Source organism: Neorhizobium puerariae (assembly GCF_042429745.1).
Classification (GTDB): domain Bacteria; phylum Pseudomonadota; class Alphaproteobacteria; order Rhizobiales; family Rhizobiaceae; genus Neorhizobium; species Neorhizobium puerariae.
On record NZ_JBHMAA010000014.1, the window covers coordinates 1 to 20691 of the forward strand.

A 20691-nucleotide genomic window follows, 5' to 3' on the forward strand; every position below is an offset into this window, starting at 1 on the left:
ATACGCTGTGATGCCGCCGTGACAAAACCCAAAGGGTTTTGCACTTGGCGCGGGGTGGAGCAGCCCGGTAGCTCGTCAGGCTCATAACCTGAAGGCCGCAGGTTCAAATCCTGCCCCCGCAACCAATTCATACATAATTCGCTCGTTGTCAGTATATGACAGATGGCCCGTATCGCACGCCATGGGCCGCTCCATTTTTGCAGCAAGCTCCTTCATGTGGTCACGATCTTCGACGGAAACCCACGAGGTGAAGCCAAAAAATTCGCTTCTAAAGCTCCGATGTATGATCCAACACCTATTGCAGCCAGGGTTTTCACTTCCGCAACCTTTTGGCCTGTCGCGAACAAAATCGAAACCTCAATCAGTGTTGGTCATTAGCACACCCCGTACAAAGTTAACTCGGTTAGATACGCTCGAACGCGGCAGGTGAATAAGATTGTATCCGACTAACGTGTAAGCTTTTATCATCGCATCATAAACAGTAGAAGCTTCAGAGAAACTCTGTGGCCGTTCTTCGTCAGTAACGTAGATATCCTCCCAAGCTGGTGCGATGAAAGCCGTAGCGTTGTATCTTAGGCGGCGTGCGGCTTCGATGACGTAGGCGGGCACAGGAAGTTTTAACCAGACAAGAAGCCCTATGACATCGGCAATGCCCCGATCAAAAAAGGTTGTTTCTGCGGGATTGGTGCCGAGGAAATTCGAGATGCTGACAGCCAATTCAACCTCGGCATACAATTCTGGCTCCAACCAGGGAATCGCACGCCCCCCGAATTTAGTTTGTGTTTGAATAATCCGGCGGCCGGGTTCATCAACTCCCCTGAAGCCCTGTCGCTTGAGAGCTTCGACCAGAGTGGTCTTGCCGGCGCCTGGTCCTCCCGTAATCACAAAAAAACTATTTCGATATTTCATTGAACAGGCGCTTGCGGCAAAGGGAAAGGACTTCCATCGTAAAACTTCGTTCAGTTGCGTTCCGAGATATAATAAGAGATGCCGACTCGAAACAAAAATGTTGAGATGCAGAAGAATATTAGTCCCAAGATGGGCAGTATGGCTTTCACATACTCCACTACCCCCCAATGGTCATGGTAGTGCAGCAATACATCAGTGGGAAAATAAGCCACTGCCGAAAAGGGGACCACGAAAATAAACAGAAACCTGATCCAGCCGGGGTAGACATCAACTGGATACTGAGCTGCTTGGACCCCACCGTATGTGAGCCCGTTCATGACTTCCAGGCCATCGATCGTCCAGAAGGACAGCGTAGCCTGGATGATGAAGATGCCAAGGAACAGAAAAAAGCCCCCTACAATACACCAAACAATGACAAGAAATGATCCCAGCGTAAAATCTCCCGCATTAGCGAGGCAGAAAACTAGGACGAAGACGCCCTGTAAAAGCCGACCCAAGGATTTGATGCGGACTTCATGCCCTAGAAGCTGCAGGATAGGTGATCTTGGGCGAGAAAGAAGCCTGTCAAATTCGCGGTTTCGCACGAAATCGGAGCCAAAAACGTCAAAACCTCTCCCAAAAGCTTCCGCTAGGGCAAAGGAGGTGTTTATCAGGCCGTAGAGAACGCCAATGGTGTAGATATTCCAAGTCTGAAAACTGCCAAAACGCGAGAGCAATGCCCATATTCCGACAAATCCCATGCCGGATGAGGCGAGTTGCCCTAAACTTTGGATGATGAAAGCTGATTTGTACTGTGCTTGTGCGTTAATGGACAATCGAAGATAGAGCGCATATAGTCGAATTGACTTTAATATTCGCGGAAAGCGGGAGCGAATTTCGGTGCTGTTCATAACTACTTTTCCATTCTCCGTACTATCCCCCATGCACTTCCAAATGGAGAATGGTTCTGTTTATGATGTATCTCCCCGCTGAAATCAGCAGAATTAGCCACGTTATTTGAATGAGGGATAGTGTATAAGTGTACCCATCGATGGCAACGCCAAGGTATATTCGGATAGGGATATCCACCAAGGACGAAAAAGGGAGGAGAAAGGTGAGAAATTGCGCCCATTCTGGTAGGAATGGGAGCGGGATAACACCTCCAGCGAAAAACAGCACGAGGGGCATGGCAACGGCGTTGACCCCATTGACCGAGAGCGTCCGCACGGCGATTGCATCCATGATTACTGCGATCGCTGCGGAGACGAGAAGCCCGAGAAAAATTGAGACAAAAAAGGCAAATAGCCGGGTCGCCTCAGATGGCTTCTCAAGCGCATATCCGTTGTAGCTAAATGTGGGCAGGCAAATTGCCGCAAAGACGATAATAACTGTAAATCGAGGGAACAGCCTCGATGCGACGCGCGTTAGGTTGCGTGTGTACCACCAAGAATAGGTATCGACCGGTTTCGTTCGATCATAAAGAATAGATCCCGATCGAATAGATCCTGCAATATCTGGATCGCAATAAAATGGGAGTAAAGCCAGCGTGGCTTGTTGAAGCCACACATAGGAAATAGCGGACTGGCTTCCAAAGGTGAAGTCAGTTCCGGTTTGAAACATGTAAAGGGAATAGTACACGCTTATATTGAGAGCAGCCCACCACGTCTGGGCAACAATGCTTGCAAAAGTGGTCAATCCCCACTGTGCTAGGACCTTGTGGCGCGCCAGGAAATACGCTTGATAGGGTTTAAATCTCCCCCGCATAATTTAGGCCTCGTGTTCTTCATAGAACGTGCGCACAACCTCCTCGGCAGATTGATAGCCGAAACGTAGACTGATGATGTCATACTGTGCGTACAGGCTGGGAATGATACTCTTCGACGAGACCGCGCTCTTGGATAGCGAAAACGAAACGTTATTTCCCGAGATATTGTCGATCCGTAGACCCTTCGGAAGAGTGTTCAGATCGGGAAGTTCGTTAAACTCGACATCAAGAATGCGGTCGGGAAAGAAGCGGGCGCGCAAATCTGCCAACGTCCCCTTGCTCAAAATACGTCCTTTCCCAATCAAGTAGAGACTGTCAGTCATCTCTTCGACATCTTGCATGTCATGGGTCGTCAGCAAAAGTGTTGTCCCGCGGTTGCGCAGGTTGTGCTTGATAAAGCCGCGAATGGCTTGTTTCGCCAGAGCATCGAGACCAATTGTCGGTTCGTCCAGGATCAGTAGGGAAGGACGGTGAATTAGCGCGGCAGCGAATTCCGCCCGCATCCGTTGCCCAAGCGAAAGTTGACGAACCGGCTTCTTTAAAATGGGTTCTAGTTTGAGCAGGGCAACCAATTCGTCCAAAGAGTCAACGTAAGCGTTGTTGGATAGGTCATATATATCCTTGAGCAATCTAAAGCTGTCTATGACAGGGAGGTCCCACCACAACTGTGTGCGCTGTCCGAAGACAACCCCCAAGTCGGCGACGTGTCGCATACGGTCTTTGTAGGGCACTCGGTTGGCAACGATAATTTGCCCAGATGTAGGACGAAGCACACCGACAATAATCTTGATTAGCGTCGATTTCCCAGCACCATTGGGGCCGATCAGGCCAACCGCCGCCCCGCGAGGAATCTCCAACGAAATGTCAGACAAGGCATTTTGTCCTGCTGGAGTTGAGGAATAAGCGAACCAACTTTTAAATGTTTGACCGAAGCTAAGGGCAGGGTAGTATGTTTTATACAGATTTCGAGCTTGTATATGTATATCTTCCATCATTGACCGCACATTCTATATGTAAACGCCACGTTTATGGCGGATAAATTATGGATAAATCTGCTTTATGGTTGCTGTTCTCTGGCCTGATAGACTAGCCATTTGCGCGCAATCGCGGCGTCAATATCGATTCCATTATGGCGTGCCATGAGTAAGGCATGGCCTATCACGTCAGCTATTTCGTCGCCGAGATTTTGGAAGTTCTCATCATCGTCAGACGCCCTACGGCTGCGACTGGTGGCCCTTAGCCAAGCAGCGGTCAGTTCTCCGACCTCCTCTTGGAGTTTCAAGGCGAACCAGTCTCCGTCTCGCTCGATCGAGAACGTTTCTGCATATCGTCTGGAGATATCCTCCAGAATTTCTGCCAAAGCCGTCAACGTCTGCGTCATGTTAACCGGCCCTGCGGTAACGAATTTGTCGGACTTACAAGGCGAGGAGGTGCACCGTACGCCTTTTCGGCATTGCCGCCTCTACCTTTACAGGCATAGCACCATGGATGGTTTATTGTGTGTAGACGCAAATTTGAAAAGACGGCGGAGTGAGGTTCCCTGCAAAGGTTGCCAGCGGCTAGGCGGCCGAATGTGAAGGAGCATGGATACAGCGTGCCGTCGCCATCGATCTCGCATGTCTCCTCTCCAGCGCGGCAAAGACCCAGTTCACCATTGTCCTCGCGGCGATACTTATTGGCAGGGACTTCGACCGCTATCCCCCGGGAAGAGGCGACTCTGGCCAAATGATCCCTTGCGTTTTCATACACCTTCGTGTCGATCATTAGGTTGGGCGAATTTTGAGCTCGGCCATAAGCGTTGATGCGATTGACCTTAATCTCCCTGATCCCCAGTTCATCGGCTAGATCAACGTAGTCGGTAACATGTCCGATATTTCCTTGGGCAAGTGTGATCCGCAGCGACAAATCGCCCTTGAAGCTCTTGGATAGGCGTCTCGCACCCAAGACAGCCTTCGAAAATGACGAGGGACCCCGTATGGCATCATTGTCCGCCGCATTTGCCCCGTCCAGCGAGATAGTTATCGACCGCACGGTTCGACTGTTTCCAAGCCTAGCTGCTCTCCGGTCCGTCACACAAATTCCATTCGTCACAATGGATACGAAGAAATCGGACGCATCTAGTTTATCAATCAAGTCGTCGAATGCCGGATGAAATAGAGGTTCGCCGCCTGCTAGTGTGACCTTGAAAATGCCGCGCGCCGCAAGGGAGTCCAAGATAGTGAACAAATGCTCTTTCGGAATTTCTGGAGAGCTGGCATGGCCTGAGTCGTTGAAACAATGAGTACAGAAGAGGTTACACTTTTTGGTTATGTTCAAGAAAACCTTGAGAGGCGCTGAGAGCACAGGGCGTTCAGGTTTAGTGACCGCCAATTTGACGGTACGAATGTCGCGAGGCTTGACGTCGGTTCCTTGGTAGAAAATGCGAAGCGATTCCAGGTCAAGAAGTGTCGCGCCTGTCGTCAGCTTGTAGTAGTCGTCAGTCCCAATATGAAAGAATTTCCCAGCATTTGGTTCATACACGGTAGCGCCGAAATACTCTTCCCTAATGTACAAAGTTGATGACATAGTTGTGATCGATCTTCCGAGGATGAGCTACACTGCCGGTTCAAGGTTCCTGTATTCGTAGCAATAGGGATCGGTCGCATTCATATCCCCAGTGGCGGTAAACGACCGAAGATAGCACCCCCCTCGGCATCCAGCATACGACTTGCACGATTGACAGGCGGTACTTCCGTTAAGGCCTCTGAACATGCGCATTGACGTTCCATCAAGCCATGCGGTTGACAACGGCGTGTCGCGAACGTTCCCATCGACAAACATGAATTCGCCGAAGCTCGTGCAAGGCTGTATCGATCCTGTTGCCGTAATGCAGAAACTCTCCTTTCCCGCATAACAGCCAAAGCCGAGTTCTCCGATCACATCGGGCGCCTCCCCCTCGAATTTCTGATAGGGGTTCACCGGAAGGACCATCTTAATTTTAGATTTCTTCGAATTGTAGAAATCAGCGAGATATTTCATAGACGCAATATATTCATCCTGCGTCGGAATAAGCGAATTCTCACCGACGGCGCGCCCCGCTTCGCGAACACAATTGAATTTAACGACATCAAAACCCAGTGCCTCCGACAATTCGATGATTTTATCGAGATTGCGGATATTGGTCGTCATCAATGTGCATTTGGCGGCAAGCTTACCATGGTAATGGCGACGAAGCCGTTCGACGCCCCGAAGCATGTATTTGAAGCGACCACTACCTCGTACGATATCGTAGGATGTGTCATCCCATCCATCAAGGCTTATGTTCACAGTTCGGACGTCCAGTTCAGAAAGCTTCTTGGCTACGCGGTCAGTAACCGGGATACCACTCGTGGAAAAGGAGACGTCAATGTCTTTGTTCAGCGCGCGTTCAACAACAGGAAAGAAGTCGGGATCGACCAAAGGTTCTCCGCCTGCGATAGACAATCTGTAGCAACCAATTTCAGCCATCTGATCTACAATGGCTAGTTTGTGTTCCAATTGCATTTCATCGGAACGCTTTGGTCCAGATTCTGTATAACAGTGCGCGCACTTCTCGGGACATTGGTAGGTGATTTCAAGAAATACGCGAGTAGGTGCAGAGAGGATCTTGGTGCCAGGCTTATTGTCGAGGTAGCGGACGTTGTCCTGGATTCCTCTGCTCCTCAGTTCCTCGACTATCAGTTCAACCTCATCAGAGTTTGTTTCAAAACGGTCATATTCGTGAGGTGTAAGCTCTACGGAAGGCTTTTTAAGCAGGCGAACCGCCAAGTGGTCGAGGTGGATGTAGTCTTTTTCGTGCCGATCATAGGCGAGGCCGCCGAAGAACTCATTTCTAAGTATGTATCTCATCAGGAAACCCCGCCTATGAATTATCGAAAAATATCAATGATGGAAGGTCGAAACCTTGAAGATACGCTTCTTGATTGAACTGGCGTCCTTCTTGGGTTCTGCAGACGTTTTGATCGCCAGATTTTGGCGAGATGTATTCGTGGAGATTTTCTGCGACATATATAATTGCTCCTAGTTTTGGACCATTTACACCCTATGATTGCCTTCGGAGTGTTTCAGTTTTGTGACAATGGGTGCGACTAGGAAGCACGTTTGCCGTGCCGACGAAAAAGGCGACTATGCCTTCCTTCGGATTGACATCTTTCGTATTGGTCTGCTGTGCTAATTGCCTATCTGAGGGAAACGCGCACTGGAACGACAAAGGAGCATTCATCGGTGTCAGTTGAAGTCCGCATGGAGTTGCCACACCCACCAGACAATCTCCGGCATGCAAATGCCTTCATTTTCGGGCTAATATTTAATCATGCCCAAGATGCCTCGCGTTCTTGGGCCGCACCATACATATTGGAGCAGCGGTTCGGTTCTTTGGAGCCGCAAATGTTGGCCCCAGCGGAAGATGAGCTTGCAAGTCTTCTCAGTGTAAAGCCAGCGTTGCATCGATTTCCCCGGACAGTGGGGCGACGCATCGCTATTGCTGCCGGTATCCTTCAATCTGAATACGAATCCGACGCACGGAGAATTTGGAACGGTCGACCAAATGGGTCGGACCTTATGGGGCGACTACAGCAGTTTCCGGGAATTGGACCGCATAAAGCCATGGTTGGGTGTTTCATTTTGGCTGGTTTCGGGCTCGTTGAACTTGAGGTTGATTTGGCCGACAAAATACGCTTTGAGTGTCCGAAGTTATTCCGCGTCGCTGGCGGGGTGTCGTTTTCTTTATAACCTTCTCTCGGAGAATGATTTGATCCCTAAAGCCGCCAGCATGAAAGGGGTGCTAATGATGCTGCCTGCTCCAAAGCGTCGATGACAAATCCGACAGGCGACGTTCGGCTCACACTCCTGTTGGCGGTGCGGCAAGCGAACGCTACGATGACGAAGACCATATCTATATTGGAGGGGACCCGCCCACACTACTTATTCGTGAGGCCGTTATCCAACATTGTCCTTCGTTCAGAGTCGCGCTTTCGGAGCACGTCTTTGGTTAATGATCCGCCCCCTCGATAACATCATCATGTGGCGCGGTTTGTCTCTTACGCCTTCTTTCCCTTTTCTGCCCAGAGCGCCAATGCCCTCTCGCGTTCCTCGCTTCTGAGCTTTTCGGCCATCCAAAGCAGCGCGCCGAGAATGACGGCGCGGTCATCTTCGGTCAGGTCCACGATGCCGGATTTGACGACGAGCCCGCCGAGTTCGATCAGATGGCGTGTGCGCCTACGGCGCTCGACCTGCCAGTCCCGCATGTCATGCCGCGCCCGTTGCGCCTGATGCCGATTGCGCGCCGCCCGGTTGCGACGGAGCGCCGCCGTTGTCGCGATCAGTTGCCGATGCAGCTCGCCGCGACTTGCTTCGAAACCACGCCGTCCCGCGCTTTGCCCACGCCTCCCGTTTCGCCGCGTCCTTCGTTTCGGCCAGCACGATCAGCGCACCGGCCAGTTCTTCCGCCGTGAGCGTATCGGCTCCGGTAGCGATGACCAGTTCGCCCAATTGCTGCACCTTGCGCGTTTTCAGTTCACGCGCCTTGTCCTCCAGCGCTTTCAGTTCGGCGTCGTAGTCGCGTGGCTTGCGCATCGTCGTCTCCATAATCTTGGTTCGTTATCGATGCGGTCATGATAGTTGCGCAGGTTGCTGAACGCAGTATTGTTGCCAGGACGGTGTGGCACGGGTTGGTCCCGCCCGAGATTTTTTTGAGGGAGGGCGCGCTTATACGTCGTTCCGACGTGCGCTTTGCCGTGCTGATGATGGCGCATGGCGATCTATCATCTTCACGTCAAGGTCATCGGCCGCAAGGCCGGATCGAGCGCGGTGGCGTCCGCCGCCTACCGCTCGGCCTCGCGCATGCGCGACGAGCGATTGGATCGCGTGCAGGACTTTTCCGCCAAGCGCGGCGTCGTCCATTCCGAGGTGCTGTTGCCCGAGAACGCACCGGAGGCATGGAGCGACCGCGAACGGCTCTGGAACGATGTGGAAGCGTTCGAGGTGCGCAAGGACGCGCAGCTTGCGCGCGAGGTCGAGTTTGCCATCCCGCGCGAGATGACGGAGCGCCAAGGCATCGAGCTTGCCCGCGACTTCGTTCAGTCGGAATTTGTCGATCAGGGCATGATTGCCGACCTGAATGTGCATTGGGATTTCGCCGAGGACGGCAGCCCCAAACCACACGCCCATGTCATGCTCACCATGCGCAGCGTGGACGAAAACGGTTTCGGCCAGAAGGTGCGGGACTGGAACCGCACCGAAATGGTGGAACGCTGGCGCGAGCGTTGGGCCGAGCATGTCAACGAACGGCTGGCCGAACTCGACATCGATGCGCGGATCGACCATCGCAGCCTTGAGGCGCAGGGCATCGGGCTTGAGCCTCAGAGCCAGATCGGCGCTCCGGCGCAGCGCATCGAGGGCGAAGGCGTTGAAGCCGCAGACCGCGCCGACATGCACCGGGAGATCGCCCGCAACAATGGCCAACGGATCATCGCCGATCCTTCCGTTGCGCTGGATGCGATCACACAGCAGCAATCGACCTTCACACGGCGCGACATGGCGAAGTTCGCGCATCGCCACAGCGACGGTATCGACCAGTTCAACGAGGTGGTCAGGGCCATAGGCAATTCGCCCGATCTGGTCGAATTGGGTCAGGACGACCGGGGAGAAGGTCGCTTCACCACCCGCGAGATGATCGAGGCCGAACAGCGTTTGCATCGTGCTGCTGAATTGATGGCCGAGAAGGAACTGCACGAGGTCAGCGACAGGGAAAGGGAAGCCGCGTTGCTTCGTGCTGAACAGCGCGGCCTTGTCCTGCCCGGCGAGCAGGCCGACGCGCTGGCGCATGTCACGGACGGGCGCGACCTTGGCATTGTCGTCGGCTATGCCGGGACGGGAAAGAGCGCCATGCTCGGCGTGGCGCGCGAGGCATGGGAGGCGGCGGGCTACGAGGTTCGAGGCGTTGCCCTGTCGGGCATCGCGGCGGAAAATCTCGAAAGCGGCTCGGGCATCGCGTCCCGCACCATCGCCAGCATGGAACACGGTTGGCAGAACGGTCGCGACGTGCTCACGGCTCGCGATGTGCTTGTCATCGACGAGGCGGGCATGGTCGGCACGCGGCAGTTGGAACGCGTGCTGTCCCATGCGGCGGAGGCGGGCGCAAAGGTCGTGCTGGTCGGCGATCCGCAGCAGCTACAGTCTATCGAGGCAGGTGCGGCCTTCCGCTCCATCCACGAGCGTCATGGCGGCGTCGAAATCCATGAAGTGCGCCGTCAGCGCGAGGACTGGCAACGGGATGCTACCCGCGATCTGGCAACCGGCAGGACCGGCGAAGCGATCCATGCCTATGACCGTCACGGCATGGTGCATGAGGCGCAAACCCGCGAACAGGCGCGCGGCGATCTGATCGACCGCTGGGACCGCGAGCGGCAGGCTTCCCCCGACAGCAGCCGCATCATCCTCACCTATACCAATGCCGAGGTGCGGGAACTCAACGAGGCCGCCCGCGAGCGGATGCGGGAGGCGGGCGATCTGGGCGAGGATGTGCGTGTTACCGTCGAGCGCGGATCAAGAAACTTCGCCAGCGGGGATCGCGTCATGTTCCTGCAAAACGAGCGCGGGCTTGGCGTGAAAAACGGAACGCTTGGGACCATAGAACAGGTCAGCGCCCAGAGCATGAGCGTTCGCACCGATGACGGGCGCAACATCGCGTTCGACCTGAAAGATTACGACCGCATCGACCACGGCTATGCGGCGACCATCCACAAGGCGCAGGGCATGACGGTGGACCGCACCCATGTTCTGGCGACACCCGGCATGGACGCCCACGGCAGCTATGTTTCCCTGTCGCGCCATCGCGACGGCACGGACCTGCATTATGGCCGCGACGACTTCGCCAGTCAGGATCGTCTTGCCCGCACCCTGTCGCGCGACCGCGCCAAGGACATGGCATCGGATTACGAACAGATTGACCCGGCACAGGACTATGCCGAGCGGCGCGGCATCACCTTCCGCGAGCGTGTCGCCGAAATCGTGCGTAGGGTCGTGCCGGAGAAGGTGCGCAGCATGTTCGACGGTCTGCACCTGGCCGCAGACGGTGCGGCAGGTTCAGACGCGGTGCGGCGACCGGAACGGAAGGATGAGGAAGACCCGGAAGCCGCCTTGCGCCGCGCCCGCAGGCAGGCGCTTGTTCGCCATGCCCGCGCGTCCGATGCAATCCTTGACGCCAAGCAACAGGGTCTCACGCCGTCCGACGAGCAGCGGCGTGAGTTGGGTGCGGCACGGCGCGCTTTCAATGAGGTCCGCCCCCATGGCTGGCAGGATGCGGAAGCCGCCTACAGCAGGGACAACAGTCTTGCCCGCGAGGCGGGCGGCGGCCGGATCAACCGCGCCATTCGCGCCCTCCAGCTCGAAACCGAAATCCGCAGCGGAAGGGACGCCGAGTTCGGCCTTACGCCACATGCCCGCGCAGATCGTTTCGTGGAGCGTTTCCAGAAGCTGGACCAGACCAGCCAGCGCCAGTATGCGGCGGGCGACTATTCCGGTTACCGGGCTGCGCGCGCGGAGATGGGCAACATGGCGATGAGCCTCGAACGCGATCCGCAGATGGAATCCATGCTGGAAATCCGCAAGAAGCAACTCGGCATCAGCATGGATTTCGACTCAGGCATGAGGCTCGGCCAGCAACTTGCCCTCAGTCACGGTCTCGGCAGGGGCCGGGGAATCGGATTGTAGAACCCGCCTTTTTGCCGCCCTTTGTACGCCGCAGCACTATGACGGCTAAATACCGCTTGCACGGCGGAAAATCGTCGATCTGTCTGGTTCCATCAGCATTCAGGAGCAACCAGTAGGAGGCAGCGCAGCCATGCCCGCACCAGATCGTATCATTCGCCTGAACAGCGTTCTTTCCCGTACCGGCCTGTCCCGGTCTACCATCTATCGAAAGATCGCCGAAGGCACCTTTCCTGCCCAGATCAAAATCAGCGTCAACGGCGCGGGTTGGAAGGAATCCGACATCAACCGGTGGGTTGAGAATCCCGTCGCGTGGCGGCCAGCAAACGACAACGAGGCCCCCGGCGGAAAAGCGGGCAACCGCAACGCGGGCTGACCCGTCCAATCCCAAACGGCAGCAATGGCCGTCATGGAACAGCCGGGAGGGAAAGCCTTGTCAGCTTCGGGAAAGCATGTCGGAGCGAAGCCGGCCCCTCAAGGCCAAGCCGCTTCGCGGTGGCTGCGCCAGCCTTGACCGCCCGCCTCCGCCCCGACGTTTCGCAGGGAAGCCGAATAAGGCGGGAGTGGGAGCGCAGGCGCTCCACTTCCGACGAAGGGAAGGGCGGCGGAAACGTCGCGATGACAAAGAAACAGATTGCCATATGTCCCATTAGGTGGTACATTGTGACAATGTTGGAGATAGGGAATGATCTTAGGGTTTCGGGATGAATGGTTGCGGGCCTTTTTCGTGGATGACGTTCATTCCCGCAACATCCCGGCCGATCTAGAAAGCCGTTTGTTCCGCAAGCTCCAGATGATCGACGATGCGACGACCGATCAGGACTTGCGAGTGCCGCCAAGCAATCATTTCGAGAAGCTGAAAGGCAATCTCGACGGTTTCCATTCCATCCGCGTCAACAAGCAATGGCGGCTGGTGTTCCAATGGGATGGAAACAGGGGCGAAGCGTCCGGCCTCTATCTGGACGACCATAGCTATCGATGAGGTGACGGGAATGCTTATGACCACGCGTAAACCGGCGACAGTCGGGGAAATTCTGGTGGAAGAGTTCATGCATCCCTTGGGATTGACGCAATCGGCGTTGTCCGAGGCGATGGGCGTTCCGCGCAAGCATGTGAACGAGCTTTGCAACGACCGGCGAACCGTCACGGCTCCGACCGCGCTCATTCTGGCGCGGGTATTCGGCAATAGCCCCGATTTCTGGCTGAACGTGCAGCGCCGCACCGATTTGTGGGAGGCGATGCACTCGCCGCGTGAGCGCGAGCGAATCGAACGGGCCAGACCGCTGGCTTCGGCCGCTTGAATCCGCCGTTTGCGATCTACGTCGAAACCGCAACGCGCAAGTATTTACCGCCGATAGCCCTACGATACGATTTTTGTACTTCCCATCGGGAGTTTGTCCGCATCTTTTGTCAGGTCGATCCACAGTTTCGGAGCGACCAACATGCCGGAAGACAAGCATATAGGGCCGGAAACCATTGTTCCGGCGAACGACAATACCCCGCCCAACGGCGATGCTGCTGATGCAGATATCGCGCCGTGGGAGAAGCTGGACAGGGTGGTGTTCGATATCGCCCGCCTGATCGGCAGGCAGATGGCCCGCGAAGACTACGAGCGGCTGCGCGCTGCGACCGCCAACGATAACAGTCCCGGTCATGTCGGAGAGACGGAGGACGGGACGGAGACCGAATAGACCGAACGGAGAATCGCCCCATGTCCCGACTTGTGTCCCGCGCAGCCCTTTACGCCCGCTATTCATCCGACAACCAGAACGAGGCGTCAATTGAAGACCAGTTCCGGCTTTGCCGGGAACATGCAGGGCGGGAGCGCTGGCAGATCGTCGGTTCGTATGAGGACGCGGCGATATCGGGATCGAGCACGATCCTGCGCCCCGGCATCCAGCGCCTTGTGCGGGATGCGCAGCGCGGCGAGTTCAAGATATTGCTTGCCGAGGCGCTGGACCGCATCAGCCGCGATCAGGCGGACGTTGCCACGCTCTACAAGCATCTGAAATTCGCGGGCGTCACCATCGTCACCTTGGCCGAGGGCGAAATCTCGGAGCTTCATGTCGGGCTGAAAGGCACGATGAACGCGCTATTCCTGAAAGACCTTGCGATGAAGACGCATCGCGGTTTGCGCGGACGCGTCGAGAAGGGCAAGGCAGGCGGCGGCTTGTGCTACGGCTACAAGGTTCTCAAGAAGCTGGACGCCAACGGCGAGCCGATCCGGGGCGACCGGGAAATCATCCCCGAGGAAGCCGACACCATCCGCCGCATCTTCAAGGAATTTGCAGCGGGCAAAAGCCCGAAGGCGATTGCCGTTGACCTGAACCGGGAAGGTGTTCCCGGCCCGCTTGGCCGCGCATGGGGAGACACCAGCATTCGCGGCCATGCTTCGCGCGGAACCGGCATCGTCAACAACGAGCTTTATGCGGGCGTCCTTGTGTGGAATCGGCTGCGCTTCATCAAGGACCCGTCCACCGGCAAGCGCGTGTCACGCATCAATCCCGAAAGCGCATGGATCAGGACGGAGGTTCCGCACCTGCGAATCGTGGACGATGAATTGTGGAATGCCGCCCGCGCCCGTCAGAAGCAAATATCCGCCATCTTCGGGCCGAACCCGGCCAACACGCTGGAAGGGCGCATGAAGCGGGTGCATCTGGCGAACCGTCCGGTTCATCTGCTTTCCGGTCTTCTGACCTGCGGATGCTGTGGCGGCAAGGTCGGCATTATCACGCCGAACCGTTATGCCTGCCTCAACCATCATCGGCGCGGCACCTGCGACAATGGCCGCTCCATCACCCGCGACAAGATCGAGGCCCGCGTGCTGACCGGGCTAAAAGAGCGCCTTGTTTCCAGCGAAGCGGTTGCCGAGGCAGTCAAAGCCTATACGGAGGAAATGAACCGCCTCAACTGCCACCGCCGCACACAGGCGCAAACCGACCAAAAGGCGCTTGCCAAGACCGAGAAGGCAATCGCCGGGATTATCGCGGCCATCGAGGACGGCATGTATCAGCCGAGCATGAAAGCGCGCATGGACGACCTTGAGCGGCAGAAGGCCGAGATTGTCGCCCGCCTTGCGCAAGCGCCTGCGGACATGCCCGATATTCACCCGAATCTTGCCGCCCTCTACCGCCGCCGCGTCGAGCGCCTGTCCGACGCCCTCAGCGACCCGGACGGCGGCAGGCAGGCGGCGGAGGCACTGCGTAGCCTCATCGGGGAAATCGTCCTCACGCCGGGAGCCAAGCGCGGTGAGGTTCACGCCACGCTACGCGGCGAGCTGTTTGGTATTCTCGACTTTATCAAGGCGGAAGAAGCCAGCAGGCAACCCGGTTTTATGCCAGCGGTTGAAGCCTGCCCCCGCAACTAAATACAAAAGGCCCGCGTCGAGCGGGCTTTTTGCGTTTCTGGGCTCCAACAGCCTCAGCCCGGCCCATAAGCTCTTCGAGAACCCGCATCTCCTTCAGGAAGTCCGGTTCTTCCTCCCTGTTGCTATGTATGCCTTCGCCAAGGACCGCAGCGTCAAGACTTTTTCCGTGAACGAAGCTTCCATTTTGCGGCAAGCGCGTCGACATCTCTTCTAAGATCATCGGCGCGTGTTTCGCTCGGGTCGTAGTTACTGCTTCCCCACCACTCGCTCAACTCATCGTGACGTTCGTGGTTTTTGTCAGCTAGAGCCTGACGGAACTCTTCGTATCCCCACGGCCCGCCGACGTCTTCCGGAGGGCAGCGGCCGACAACATCCAGGAGTACGGGATCGGTAAAGTCCGCGATAACAGGAAAGGTCTTTTCGATCTTGACGGTATGCGTCCAGCCGTCACCAAAATCATAGAGGTATTTGAATGACCGTGCGCCGATATCTTCGATGGCGGAAAGAAGCGTCGCTCTTCGAGCATCGACAGGGTCGTCGATGCTGCCGTCCGGAATGCCGAAGCCAACGTCACGGATGCAGAATTCGTAGAGATGGCTGTCCGTCCAGCCAAACGCGGCCTGAAGAACCTCATGAAGTCGGTTAAATCGAATGCGGAACGGAACAACGACACGCCGCATCACCGGCGGCTCGACGTCATCGAGTGTGACCTTCAAACGAACGAGCGGGGCCGGCATCAGGCCGCCTGTGGCATAGTTTTCATCGCGTTCCTCGCCCAGTTCCAAGGGAGCAGTTCATCGATGCGGTTTGCCGGGTGGTCAGCGATCCGAGCGAGAACATCGGCAAGCCAAGCCTGCGGATCAATGCGGTTCATTTTCGCGGTGACAATCAAGCTGTACATCGCCGCGGCACGCTGACCTCCACGGTCCGAGCCGGCGAATAGCCAAGCTTTTCTGCCCAAGGCAACACCGCGCAAAGAACGCTCAGCCGCATTGTTCGAAAGACAAATGCAGCCATCGTCGAGGAACCTCGTAAAAGAGAGCCAACGATTGAGCATATAGTCGAACGCTTTCGCCAAATCATGATCGCGAGGCAGCTTGACGCGTTGCTCACGCATCCAGGCCTCATCTCCGTTATCAGCGGCATGCTTTGCAGTTGACGGATTGCCTTTCTATGGTCCGCAGGCAGGCCATTGATCTCGCGCTCGATGGCAAAAAGCGCATCGATGCGCCGGACCATCTCGATGGCGATCGGCGATATGATAAAAGCAGACTTGCCCCGCGCTTTGCGACGCGCACTCGTCTCCACATCGGCGAGAGCGAAGAACGGTCGCCTTGCATGCGCCCAACACGCGGCCTCATAGATCGGCCCGGGACTTCGATCCGGAAGATAAAGCTGCCCATACCCAGTGTAAGCGTCGGCCTGAAGGATACCGCTGTAGTCGGCGAGATGCGTTTGAGGATGCTCGCCAGCCCGATCCCTGGAATAGTAGAACATGGCAGATGGCGGCGCGGATCCGCCGAATGGAGCATCGACCCGCACATATGACCAAATCCTGGCGATATCGGTCTTTCCGGCGGCTAGGACCGGCACGGTCGTATCATCGCCATGCAGCCGTTCTGCGGCAAAGGTATGCGCCTCGATCCTTCGAAGAAGCGGCTCAAGCACCTGGCAACACGACCCGATCGCATCGGCCACCGTCGACAGGCTGAGCGGCACGCCTTCCAGAGCGAAGCGTTCGACCTGGCGATTGAGAGGGATGTGCTGGCCGAACTTGTCGCAAAGGATCATCGCTAAAAGGCTCGGGCCCGCCCAGCCTCTTGGGATGACGTGGAAAGGTGCCGGTGCCTGGCTGATCGCTTCGCAGTCCCGGCACGAGAACTTCTCTCGTACGGTTTGAATGACTTTCCAGGAGCGCGGGACACTCTCCATGGTTTCCGTGATGTCTTCACCGAGTTTGCGCAAACGTTCACCGCCGCAGCAGGTGCAGGCCGCCGGCCCAGCAACGACAACACGTTCACGGGGCAGATGGTCAGGAAAGGGCTTTTTGACCGGACGTTTGCGCGTGAAGCCAATGACAGGGATCGATCCGGCCGCAGCAACAGCCATTTCGGCCGCAAGCTCGTCTTCGCTTGCAGTCGCCTCCGCGTCTTCGAGCATCAACTCCATCTGCGCGATCAAGCGAGATAGCCGCTCTGACTTCTGGCCGCGCAATTCTCTTTGAAGCTTTTGGATATAGAGATTTTGCCGTAGAATGATCGCTGCGTCATCGGCTTCTCTGGCCTTGGCAACCGCAACCTCGGCTAATGCAGCAGCTTTTTCCGCACGTGCGATGGCCAGCTCCGCTTCGAGCGCCGCAGTATAGTCAGAGTGCTGTTCCGAGCTGGTCTCCATGCTCGAAGTGAACCACAAAAGCCCTGATTTGTATAGCTTTCTCGGCTAATTCACCGCTTTGGCTCACGGCAATCATGCTCTATCCGGCGCTCAATGGTCGCCATGTTTGCTGGGGATTTCGCCAGTCTATCCCTTCAAGCAAATAGGACATTTGACCCGCGGTAAGCGCGATCGCTCCCCCATCCGTTGACGGCCAAACGAAACGGCCCCGTTCCAGGCGCTTGGCGTAAAGTGATAAGCCGATCCCGTCATGCCAAAGAGCCTTGATCAGTCTCCCGCCGCGGCCGCGAAACACGAAGACGTCACCCTTGAACGGATCGCGGCCGAGACCCTCTTGTACAAGAAGTGCCAGCCCCTGCATTCCCTTGCGCATATCGCAGTGGCCGCTTGCGATCCAGACCCGGACGCCAGAGCTGATGGGGATCATCTGAGAGCTCGCAGCACAGTGGCAGCAAGTTCGGCCGGTGCGGCTGAATTGATCCTGACCACCACGCCGGTCGGGAACTCCACAAAGACCGCTGGTTCGAGTAGAGTGCGGTCAGGCATTTCTGTAATCGTCGCGGGGACAAATCCCGGAGCCGAGACTTCCACGGTCGATTGCCGACGCCACGTGTAAATGAGACCCGTCGAAACGTCATAACGGCGAGCCACTTGCGAAACGACCGCTCCGGGTGAGAATGCCGCCGTCAATATCTCGGCACGCTCATCCGCCGACCACCGCCGACGCCGTTCTGGCCCCGCCAACAAGACTGCCTGTACCATGAATGCTCAATGCGCTCTTTAGCTCACTCGTAAGAGCGCATGATCACAGCCGCAAACTCCCGTCACAAGGCGGCCTTCGCCGAAGGCATACGTTGCTATCAGGAAGGCTCAATCTGCATTGTTGATCAACGCTTCGTACTGATCGCCGATCAGGCTAATGCCGAAATCCCCAGCGCGCGCCCTGAGTTCCGCGCTGGGGAGGGGGGGTGCCAGACTTGCACTCATCGCTTCCGACAGTGCAGTGGCGTCGCCGACCGGTACCAGTGCGCCAAAGCGGCCGTCGGCGAGGATCTCGCGCGGGCCATGTGGAGCGTCCGTCGATAAGACCGGAACGCCGGCTGCCATGGCCTCTATGAGCACATTGCCGAAACCCTCGCTTGTCGAAGACAATACGAAGAGATTTGCGATCGCGTAGCATGCGGCGGGGTCGTTGACGTAGCCGGGGAAAAGCACCCTGCCGGAAATGTCGAGCTCGCCGGCATAGTCGACGAGGTCTTCCTTCAGGGGACCTTCGCCGAAGATGACCAGTCGTGCTTCTTGAGCGGGATCGAGGAGGGAGAATGCCTTGAGAAGCGTTCGATGATCCTTGACGGGGACGAGGCGCCCCAGCGTGATGATCACAGGACCGCTTCCCATGGCGTCGAGGGTTTTCTGCCAGGGATAGGCGGAAGGATTGCGTTTCCCGGGAGGGGGAAGCGGGTTGTGGATGACGGCGATCCGCTCGTCGGGAAATCCGCGGGCGGAAAGATCGAGGCCGATCCCCCTGGAGACGGCTATCGCCTTTGTCGCGCGCCAGGCGACCACACGCGCAAGGAAGGGCGCGATGCGCGAGCCCAATGCATTGCCTTCCAGCGATGCCGCGGCATGGTAACTCGGAAAGAACGCGGTTCTCCGGCCGACGGGAACGAGGGCGAGCGCGGTCAGCAGATTGGCGAATTCAGGCGCGGAGAAGACGGCATCGGGCCGCGTATGCCGCAGGAAGGTAGCGGACCGGACAAGTCCCCGGAGCGTTGCGGGTTTTCCAAATCCTTCGCCATGGATGGGCATGCCCAGGTTGACGAGAGTTACCGCCGGGCTGATCAATTCGGCATTGGGACCCTCGGCATTCCAGACGAAGAGCGTCACCGAATGGCCCCGTGCGGCCATTTCGTTGGCCATCAGCACAAAAACGCGTTCCGCGCCGCCGCCCCTCAGGCTCGGTACGTGAAATACGATCCGCTTTCCCATGTCCGGGTTCACGAATAGTCGGCCGGGGTCCGGGGCGGATGCCGCAGATCGCCGATGATCCCGCGGACGATCGCCAGCCCCAGGCCGAGGACGAAGCCGCCTATGGCTCCAAGGACGAAAAGGACCGTCGTGCTTGGCGGCCATGAGCGGCCACCCGGGGGCAGGGCCCTGGTGATAACCCGGATGTTGTTGGTGTTGATCTGTTCGCGCTCGGTGATCTGCCGCGCGCGGGAAAGGAAGCTCTCGTATATCGTAGTCTTGGATGCCGCATCGCGCTGAAGTTCGCGCAGCTCGATCTGCGACTGATTGTCGTTGAAGACCGAGCCTTCGAGCTCCGTCATTCTGGTCGTAAGCTCGGCCAGTGCGGCATTGGCCTTGTCCAGTTCCGACTTGGCGGCGCTCGTGGCCCGCGCCAGTTCGACCCTGACCTGCTCGCGAACCGACGAAAGCTGTGCCTTCAGGCGGACGATCGAGGGGTGGCGCTCTCCGAAGATCACCCTCTGGTCCTCGAACTGCTGCTCCATCGTGCCGGCGCGCTGCAGAAGCTCGGCCAATGCCGGGGAGACCGCCACCTGGCTGCCGGCCGGGGCGCCGCCGGCCTTCTGAAGCGCATTGTAGGTCACCTGCGCATCGATGACCCGCGAGCGGGCGGCGACGATCTGGCTGTTCAGCTGGCTGATCGTCTGGGATCTGACGAGCTGGCCGTTCTCGCCGGTGGCCAGGTTGTGAAGGCGTTTATAGGCCTCGACACGTTCCTCCGCGGCCAGCACGTCGCTTTTGAGCTGTTCGAGCCTGTCGTCGAGCGCCGTGGCGGCGCGGTTGGCGCCTTCCGAATCCGCCGCGGCGAGTTCGGCCTGGAAGGCGCTGACGATGGCGTTCGAGATCGTGATCGCCTTTTGCGTCGTCTCGGCCGAAACGGACAAGGCGGCAATGAACGACCTTTCGTCGGGACTGATGCCCACCTTGGCCCGCAGGGCCTTCAGGGCCGAGAGTTCGGGATCGGGCCTGGAGGTTTCGCCGCGTTTCAGGAAGTCAAAAAGGCCGGCGGACGGAGGCTTGTAGAATTCCGGGTCCTCATAGAGCTTCAGCTCCTTCACGACGCGTGACATGACATTGCCCGAGGTCATGACGCGTATACGGCTGCCGAGGCTGAGGAGCTGCCCGTCCACCTGGCCCGGCGGCGCGAAAAGATCGTTGTTGATGACCTGGAGATTGGTCGGATCGATGAGGACGTCGGTCGTGACGGTATAGCGGGCAGGGCTGACGACACCGTATGCGGCGGCGATGACCGCCCCCAGCACCGCGAGCACGGCGGCCAGTCTGAGGCCGGCTTTCAGCCAGACGAAAACGCGGCGCAGATCGAGTTCCATGAAACTGGCGATCTTGTCGAGCGTCACGGTATCCTCCGCGACGGCGGGAGCCTCGGCCTGATGCCTGTCCCGGTCGAAATCTTGCCGATTGGAAGCGCGACCCCGGGAGGGATCAGCCAAATAATCGAGAAGAGAAGAAGCCATCAGGTTAACGCCTCATTTCCTATGCTGGCGGTAGTTATAGAGGCATG

21 protein-coding genes and 1 tRNA gene are annotated in these 20691 nt (G+C 57.3%); 7 read left to right on the top strand and 15 right to left on the bottom strand.

Features of this window, described 5'->3' with window-relative positions:
• The first annotated feature begins 48 nt into the window (after positions 1-48).
• Positions 49-125, top strand: a tRNA-Met gene (locus ACFFP0_RS11925).
• 232 nt (positions 126-357) lie between these two features.
• Here the strand turns inward: ACFFP0_RS11925 and ACFFP0_RS11930 are convergent.
• From ACFFP0_RS11930 to ACFFP0_RS11970, 9 genes are all read right to left on the bottom strand, one after another.
• Positions 358-909 carry an AAA family ATPase gene (locus ACFFP0_RS11930; RefSeq protein ID WP_377260720.1) on the bottom strand — a complete coding sequence of 184 codons (552 nt, stop codon included), beginning with the start codon at positions 907-909 and terminating at the stop codon, positions 358-360.
• A gap of 50 nt (positions 910-959) precedes the next feature.
• Positions 960-1799, bottom strand: a complete 840-nt coding sequence (locus ACFFP0_RS11935; RefSeq protein WP_377260723.1) for an ABC transporter permease — start codon at positions 1797-1799, stop codon at positions 960-962.
• 22 nt (positions 1800-1821) lie between these two features.
• Complete coding sequence (locus ACFFP0_RS11940; RefSeq protein ID WP_377260726.1) at positions 1822-2583, bottom strand: ABC transporter permease; 762 nt, start codon at positions 2581-2583, stop codon at positions 1822-1824.
• Between the two features lie 72 nt (positions 2584-2655).
• Positions 2656-3648, bottom strand: coding sequence for an ABC transporter ATP-binding protein (locus tag ACFFP0_RS11945; protein ID WP_377260729.1), 993 nt, complete (start codon positions 3646-3648; stop codon positions 2656-2658).
• Between the two features lie 62 nt (positions 3649-3710).
• Positions 3711-4034, bottom strand: a complete 324-nt coding sequence (locus ACFFP0_RS11950) for a pyrophosphohydrolase domain-containing protein (RefSeq protein ID WP_377260731.1) — start codon at positions 4032-4034, stop codon at positions 3711-3713.
• Complete coding sequence (locus tag ACFFP0_RS11955; protein WP_377260733.1) at positions 4031-5173, bottom strand: radical SAM protein; 1143 nt, start codon at positions 5171-5173, stop codon at positions 4031-4033. Before ACFFP0_RS11955 ends, ACFFP0_RS11950 begins: the two co-directional genes overlap by 4 nt.
• Positions 5174-5245: 72 nt before the next feature.
• The gene (locus tag ACFFP0_RS11960) at positions 5246-6520 is read right to left on the bottom strand and encodes a radical SAM/SPASM domain-containing protein (protein ID WP_377260735.1); all 1275 of its coding nucleotides are present in this window, start codon (positions 6518-6520) and stop codon (positions 5246-5248) included.
• Between the two features lie 1190 nt (positions 6521-7710).
• Positions 7711-7917, bottom strand: a complete 207-nt coding sequence (locus ACFFP0_RS11965) for a conjugal transfer protein TraD (protein WP_377260737.1) — start codon at positions 7915-7917, stop codon at positions 7711-7713.
• Position 7918: 1 nt separating this feature from the next.
• Positions 7919-8245, bottom strand: a complete 327-nt coding sequence (locus tag ACFFP0_RS11970; RefSeq protein ID WP_377260739.1) for a conjugal transfer protein TraD — start codon at positions 8243-8245, stop codon at positions 7919-7921.
• Between the two features lie 177 nt (positions 8246-8422).
• Between ACFFP0_RS11970 and traA the strand changes: the two genes are divergently transcribed.
• From traA to ACFFP0_RS12000, 6 genes are all read left to right on the top strand, one after another.
• A complete protein-coding gene (traA, locus tag ACFFP0_RS11975) occupies positions 8423-11383 on the top strand; it encodes a Ti-type conjugative transfer relaxase TraA (RefSeq protein ID WP_377260742.1) in 2961 nt (986 codons plus the stop codon).
• Between the two features lie 130 nt (positions 11384-11513).
• On the top strand, positions 11514-11756 hold the full coding sequence (locus tag ACFFP0_RS11980) for a helix-turn-helix transcriptional regulator (RefSeq protein ID WP_377260744.1): 243 nt from the start codon (positions 11514-11516) through the stop codon (positions 11754-11756).
• A 309-nt stretch (positions 11757-12065) separates the two neighbouring features.
• Positions 12066-12362, top strand: a complete 297-nt coding sequence (locus ACFFP0_RS11985; RefSeq protein WP_140023266.1) for a type II toxin-antitoxin system RelE/ParE family toxin — start codon at positions 12066-12068, stop codon at positions 12360-12362.
• A 10-nt stretch (positions 12363-12372) separates the two neighbouring features.
• Positions 12373-12681 (top strand): HigA family addiction module antitoxin, encoded by a 309-nt coding sequence (locus tag ACFFP0_RS11990; protein ID WP_377260746.1) that lies wholly within the window; start codon positions 12373-12375, stop codon positions 12679-12681.
• Positions 12682-12822: 141 nt separating this feature from the next.
• Positions 12823-13071: a hypothetical protein gene (locus ACFFP0_RS11995; RefSeq protein WP_377260749.1), complete on the top strand. Its 249-nt coding sequence runs from the start codon at positions 12823-12825 to the stop codon at positions 13069-13071.
• A gap of 20 nt (positions 13072-13091) precedes the next feature.
• Positions 13092-14747 carry a recombinase family protein gene (locus ACFFP0_RS12000; protein WP_377260752.1) on the top strand — a complete coding sequence of 552 codons (1656 nt, stop codon included), beginning with the start codon at positions 13092-13094 and terminating at the stop codon, positions 14745-14747.
• Positions 14748-14899: 152 nt separating this feature from the next.
• Here ACFFP0_RS12000 and ACFFP0_RS12005 read toward each other — a convergent pair whose 3' ends face one another.
• From ACFFP0_RS12005 to ACFFP0_RS12030, 6 genes are all read right to left on the bottom strand, one after another.
• Positions 14900-15484 carry a plasmid pRiA4b ORF-3 family protein gene (locus ACFFP0_RS12005; RefSeq protein ID WP_377261272.1) on the bottom strand — a complete coding sequence of 195 codons (585 nt, stop codon included), beginning with the start codon at positions 15482-15484 and terminating at the stop codon, positions 14900-14902.
• Positions 15484-17141, bottom strand: a protein-coding gene (gene tnpC, locus ACFFP0_RS12010; RefSeq protein ID WP_377260755.1) for an IS66 family transposase whose coding sequence is annotated in 2 segments (ribosomal slippage) — positions 15484-15875 and positions 15875-17141 — 1659 coding nt in all. Because the reading frame shifts where the segments join, the coding sequence is not laid out codon by codon here. Before tnpC ends, ACFFP0_RS12005 begins: the two co-directional genes overlap by 1 nt.
• Positions 17142-17220: 79 nt before the next feature.
• Positions 17221-17568 (bottom strand): IS66 family insertion sequence element accessory protein TnpB, encoded by a 348-nt coding sequence (gene tnpB, locus ACFFP0_RS12015; protein WP_377260757.1) that lies wholly within the window; start codon positions 17566-17568, stop codon positions 17221-17223.
• Positions 17565-17903 (bottom strand): IS66-like element accessory protein TnpA, encoded by a 339-nt coding sequence (gene tnpA / locus ACFFP0_RS12020; protein WP_377260759.1) that lies wholly within the window; start codon positions 17901-17903, stop codon positions 17565-17567. Before tnpA ends, tnpB begins: the two co-directional genes overlap by 4 nt.
• A gap of 108 nt (positions 17904-18011) precedes the next feature.
• Entirely contained in the window at positions 18012-19130 is a 1119-nt protein-coding gene (locus tag ACFFP0_RS12025) for a glycosyltransferase (RefSeq protein ID WP_377260762.1), read from the bottom strand.
• Between the two features lie 8 nt (positions 19131-19138).
• Positions 19139-20644, bottom strand: coding sequence for a GumC family protein (locus tag ACFFP0_RS12030; RefSeq protein WP_377260764.1), 1506 nt, complete (start codon positions 20642-20644; stop codon positions 19139-19141).
• Between the last annotated feature and the right edge of the window lie 47 nt (positions 20645-20691).

Excerpts from the sequence above, each read along its gene's own strand:
- ACFFP0_RS11930 (WP_377260720.1), bottom strand. The coding sequence starts at position 909 with ATGAAATATCGAAATAGTTTTTTTGTGATTACGGGAGGACCAGGCGCC.
- ACFFP0_RS11935 (WP_377260723.1), bottom strand. The coding sequence starts at position 1,799 with ATGAACAGCACCGAAATTCGCTCCCGCTTTCCGCGAATATTAAAGTCA.
- ACFFP0_RS11945 (WP_377260729.1), bottom strand. The coding sequence starts at position 3,648 with ATGATGGAAGATATACATATACAAGCTCGAAATCTGTATAAAACATAC.
- ACFFP0_RS11950 (WP_377260731.1), bottom strand. The coding sequence starts at position 4,034 with ATGACGCAGACGTTGACGGCTTTGGCAGAAATTCTGGAGGATATCTCC.
- ACFFP0_RS11960 (WP_377260735.1), bottom strand. The coding sequence starts at position 6,520 with ATGAGATACATACTTAGAAATGAGTTCTTCGGCGGCCTCGCCTATGAT.
- ACFFP0_RS11965 (WP_377260737.1), bottom strand. The coding sequence starts at position 7,917 with ATGCGGGACTGGCAGGTCGAGCGCCGTAGGCGCACACGCCATCTGATC.
- ACFFP0_RS11970 (WP_377260739.1), bottom strand. The coding sequence starts at position 8,245 with ATGCGCAAGCCACGCGACTACGACGCCGAACTGAAAGCGCTGGAGGAC.
- traA (WP_377260742.1), top strand. The coding sequence starts at position 8,423 with ATGGCGATCTATCATCTTCACGTCAAGGTCATCGGCCGCAAGGCCGGA.
- ACFFP0_RS11980 (WP_377260744.1), top strand. The coding sequence starts at position 11,514 with ATGCCCGCACCAGATCGTATCATTCGCCTGAACAGCGTTCTTTCCCGT.
- ACFFP0_RS11985 (WP_140023266.1), top strand. The coding sequence starts at position 12,066 with ATGATCTTAGGGTTTCGGGATGAATGGTTGCGGGCCTTTTTCGTGGAT.
- ACFFP0_RS11990 (WP_377260746.1), top strand. The coding sequence starts at position 12,373 with ATGCTTATGACCACGCGTAAACCGGCGACAGTCGGGGAAATTCTGGTG.
- ACFFP0_RS11995 (WP_377260749.1), top strand. The coding sequence starts at position 12,823 with ATGCCGGAAGACAAGCATATAGGGCCGGAAACCATTGTTCCGGCGAAC.
- ACFFP0_RS12000 (WP_377260752.1), top strand. The coding sequence starts at position 13,092 with ATGTCCCGACTTGTGTCCCGCGCAGCCCTTTACGCCCGCTATTCATCC.
- ACFFP0_RS12005 (WP_377261272.1), bottom strand. The coding sequence starts at position 15,484 with ATGCCGGCCCCGCTCGTTCGTTTGAAGGTCACACTCGATGACGTCGAG.
- tnpB (WP_377260757.1), bottom strand. The coding sequence starts at position 17,568 with ATGATCCCCATCAGCTCTGGCGTCCGGGTCTGGATCGCAAGCGGCCAC.
- tnpA (WP_377260759.1), bottom strand. The coding sequence starts at position 17,903 with ATGGTACAGGCAGTCTTGTTGGCGGGGCCAGAACGGCGTCGGCGGTGG.
- ACFFP0_RS12025 (WP_377260762.1), bottom strand. The coding sequence starts at position 19,130 with ATGGGAAAGCGGATCGTATTTCACGTACCGAGCCTGAGGGGCGGCGGC.
- ACFFP0_RS12030 (WP_377260764.1), bottom strand. The coding sequence starts at position 20,644 with ATGGCTTCTTCTCTTCTCGATTATTTGGCTGATCCCTCCCGGGGTCGC.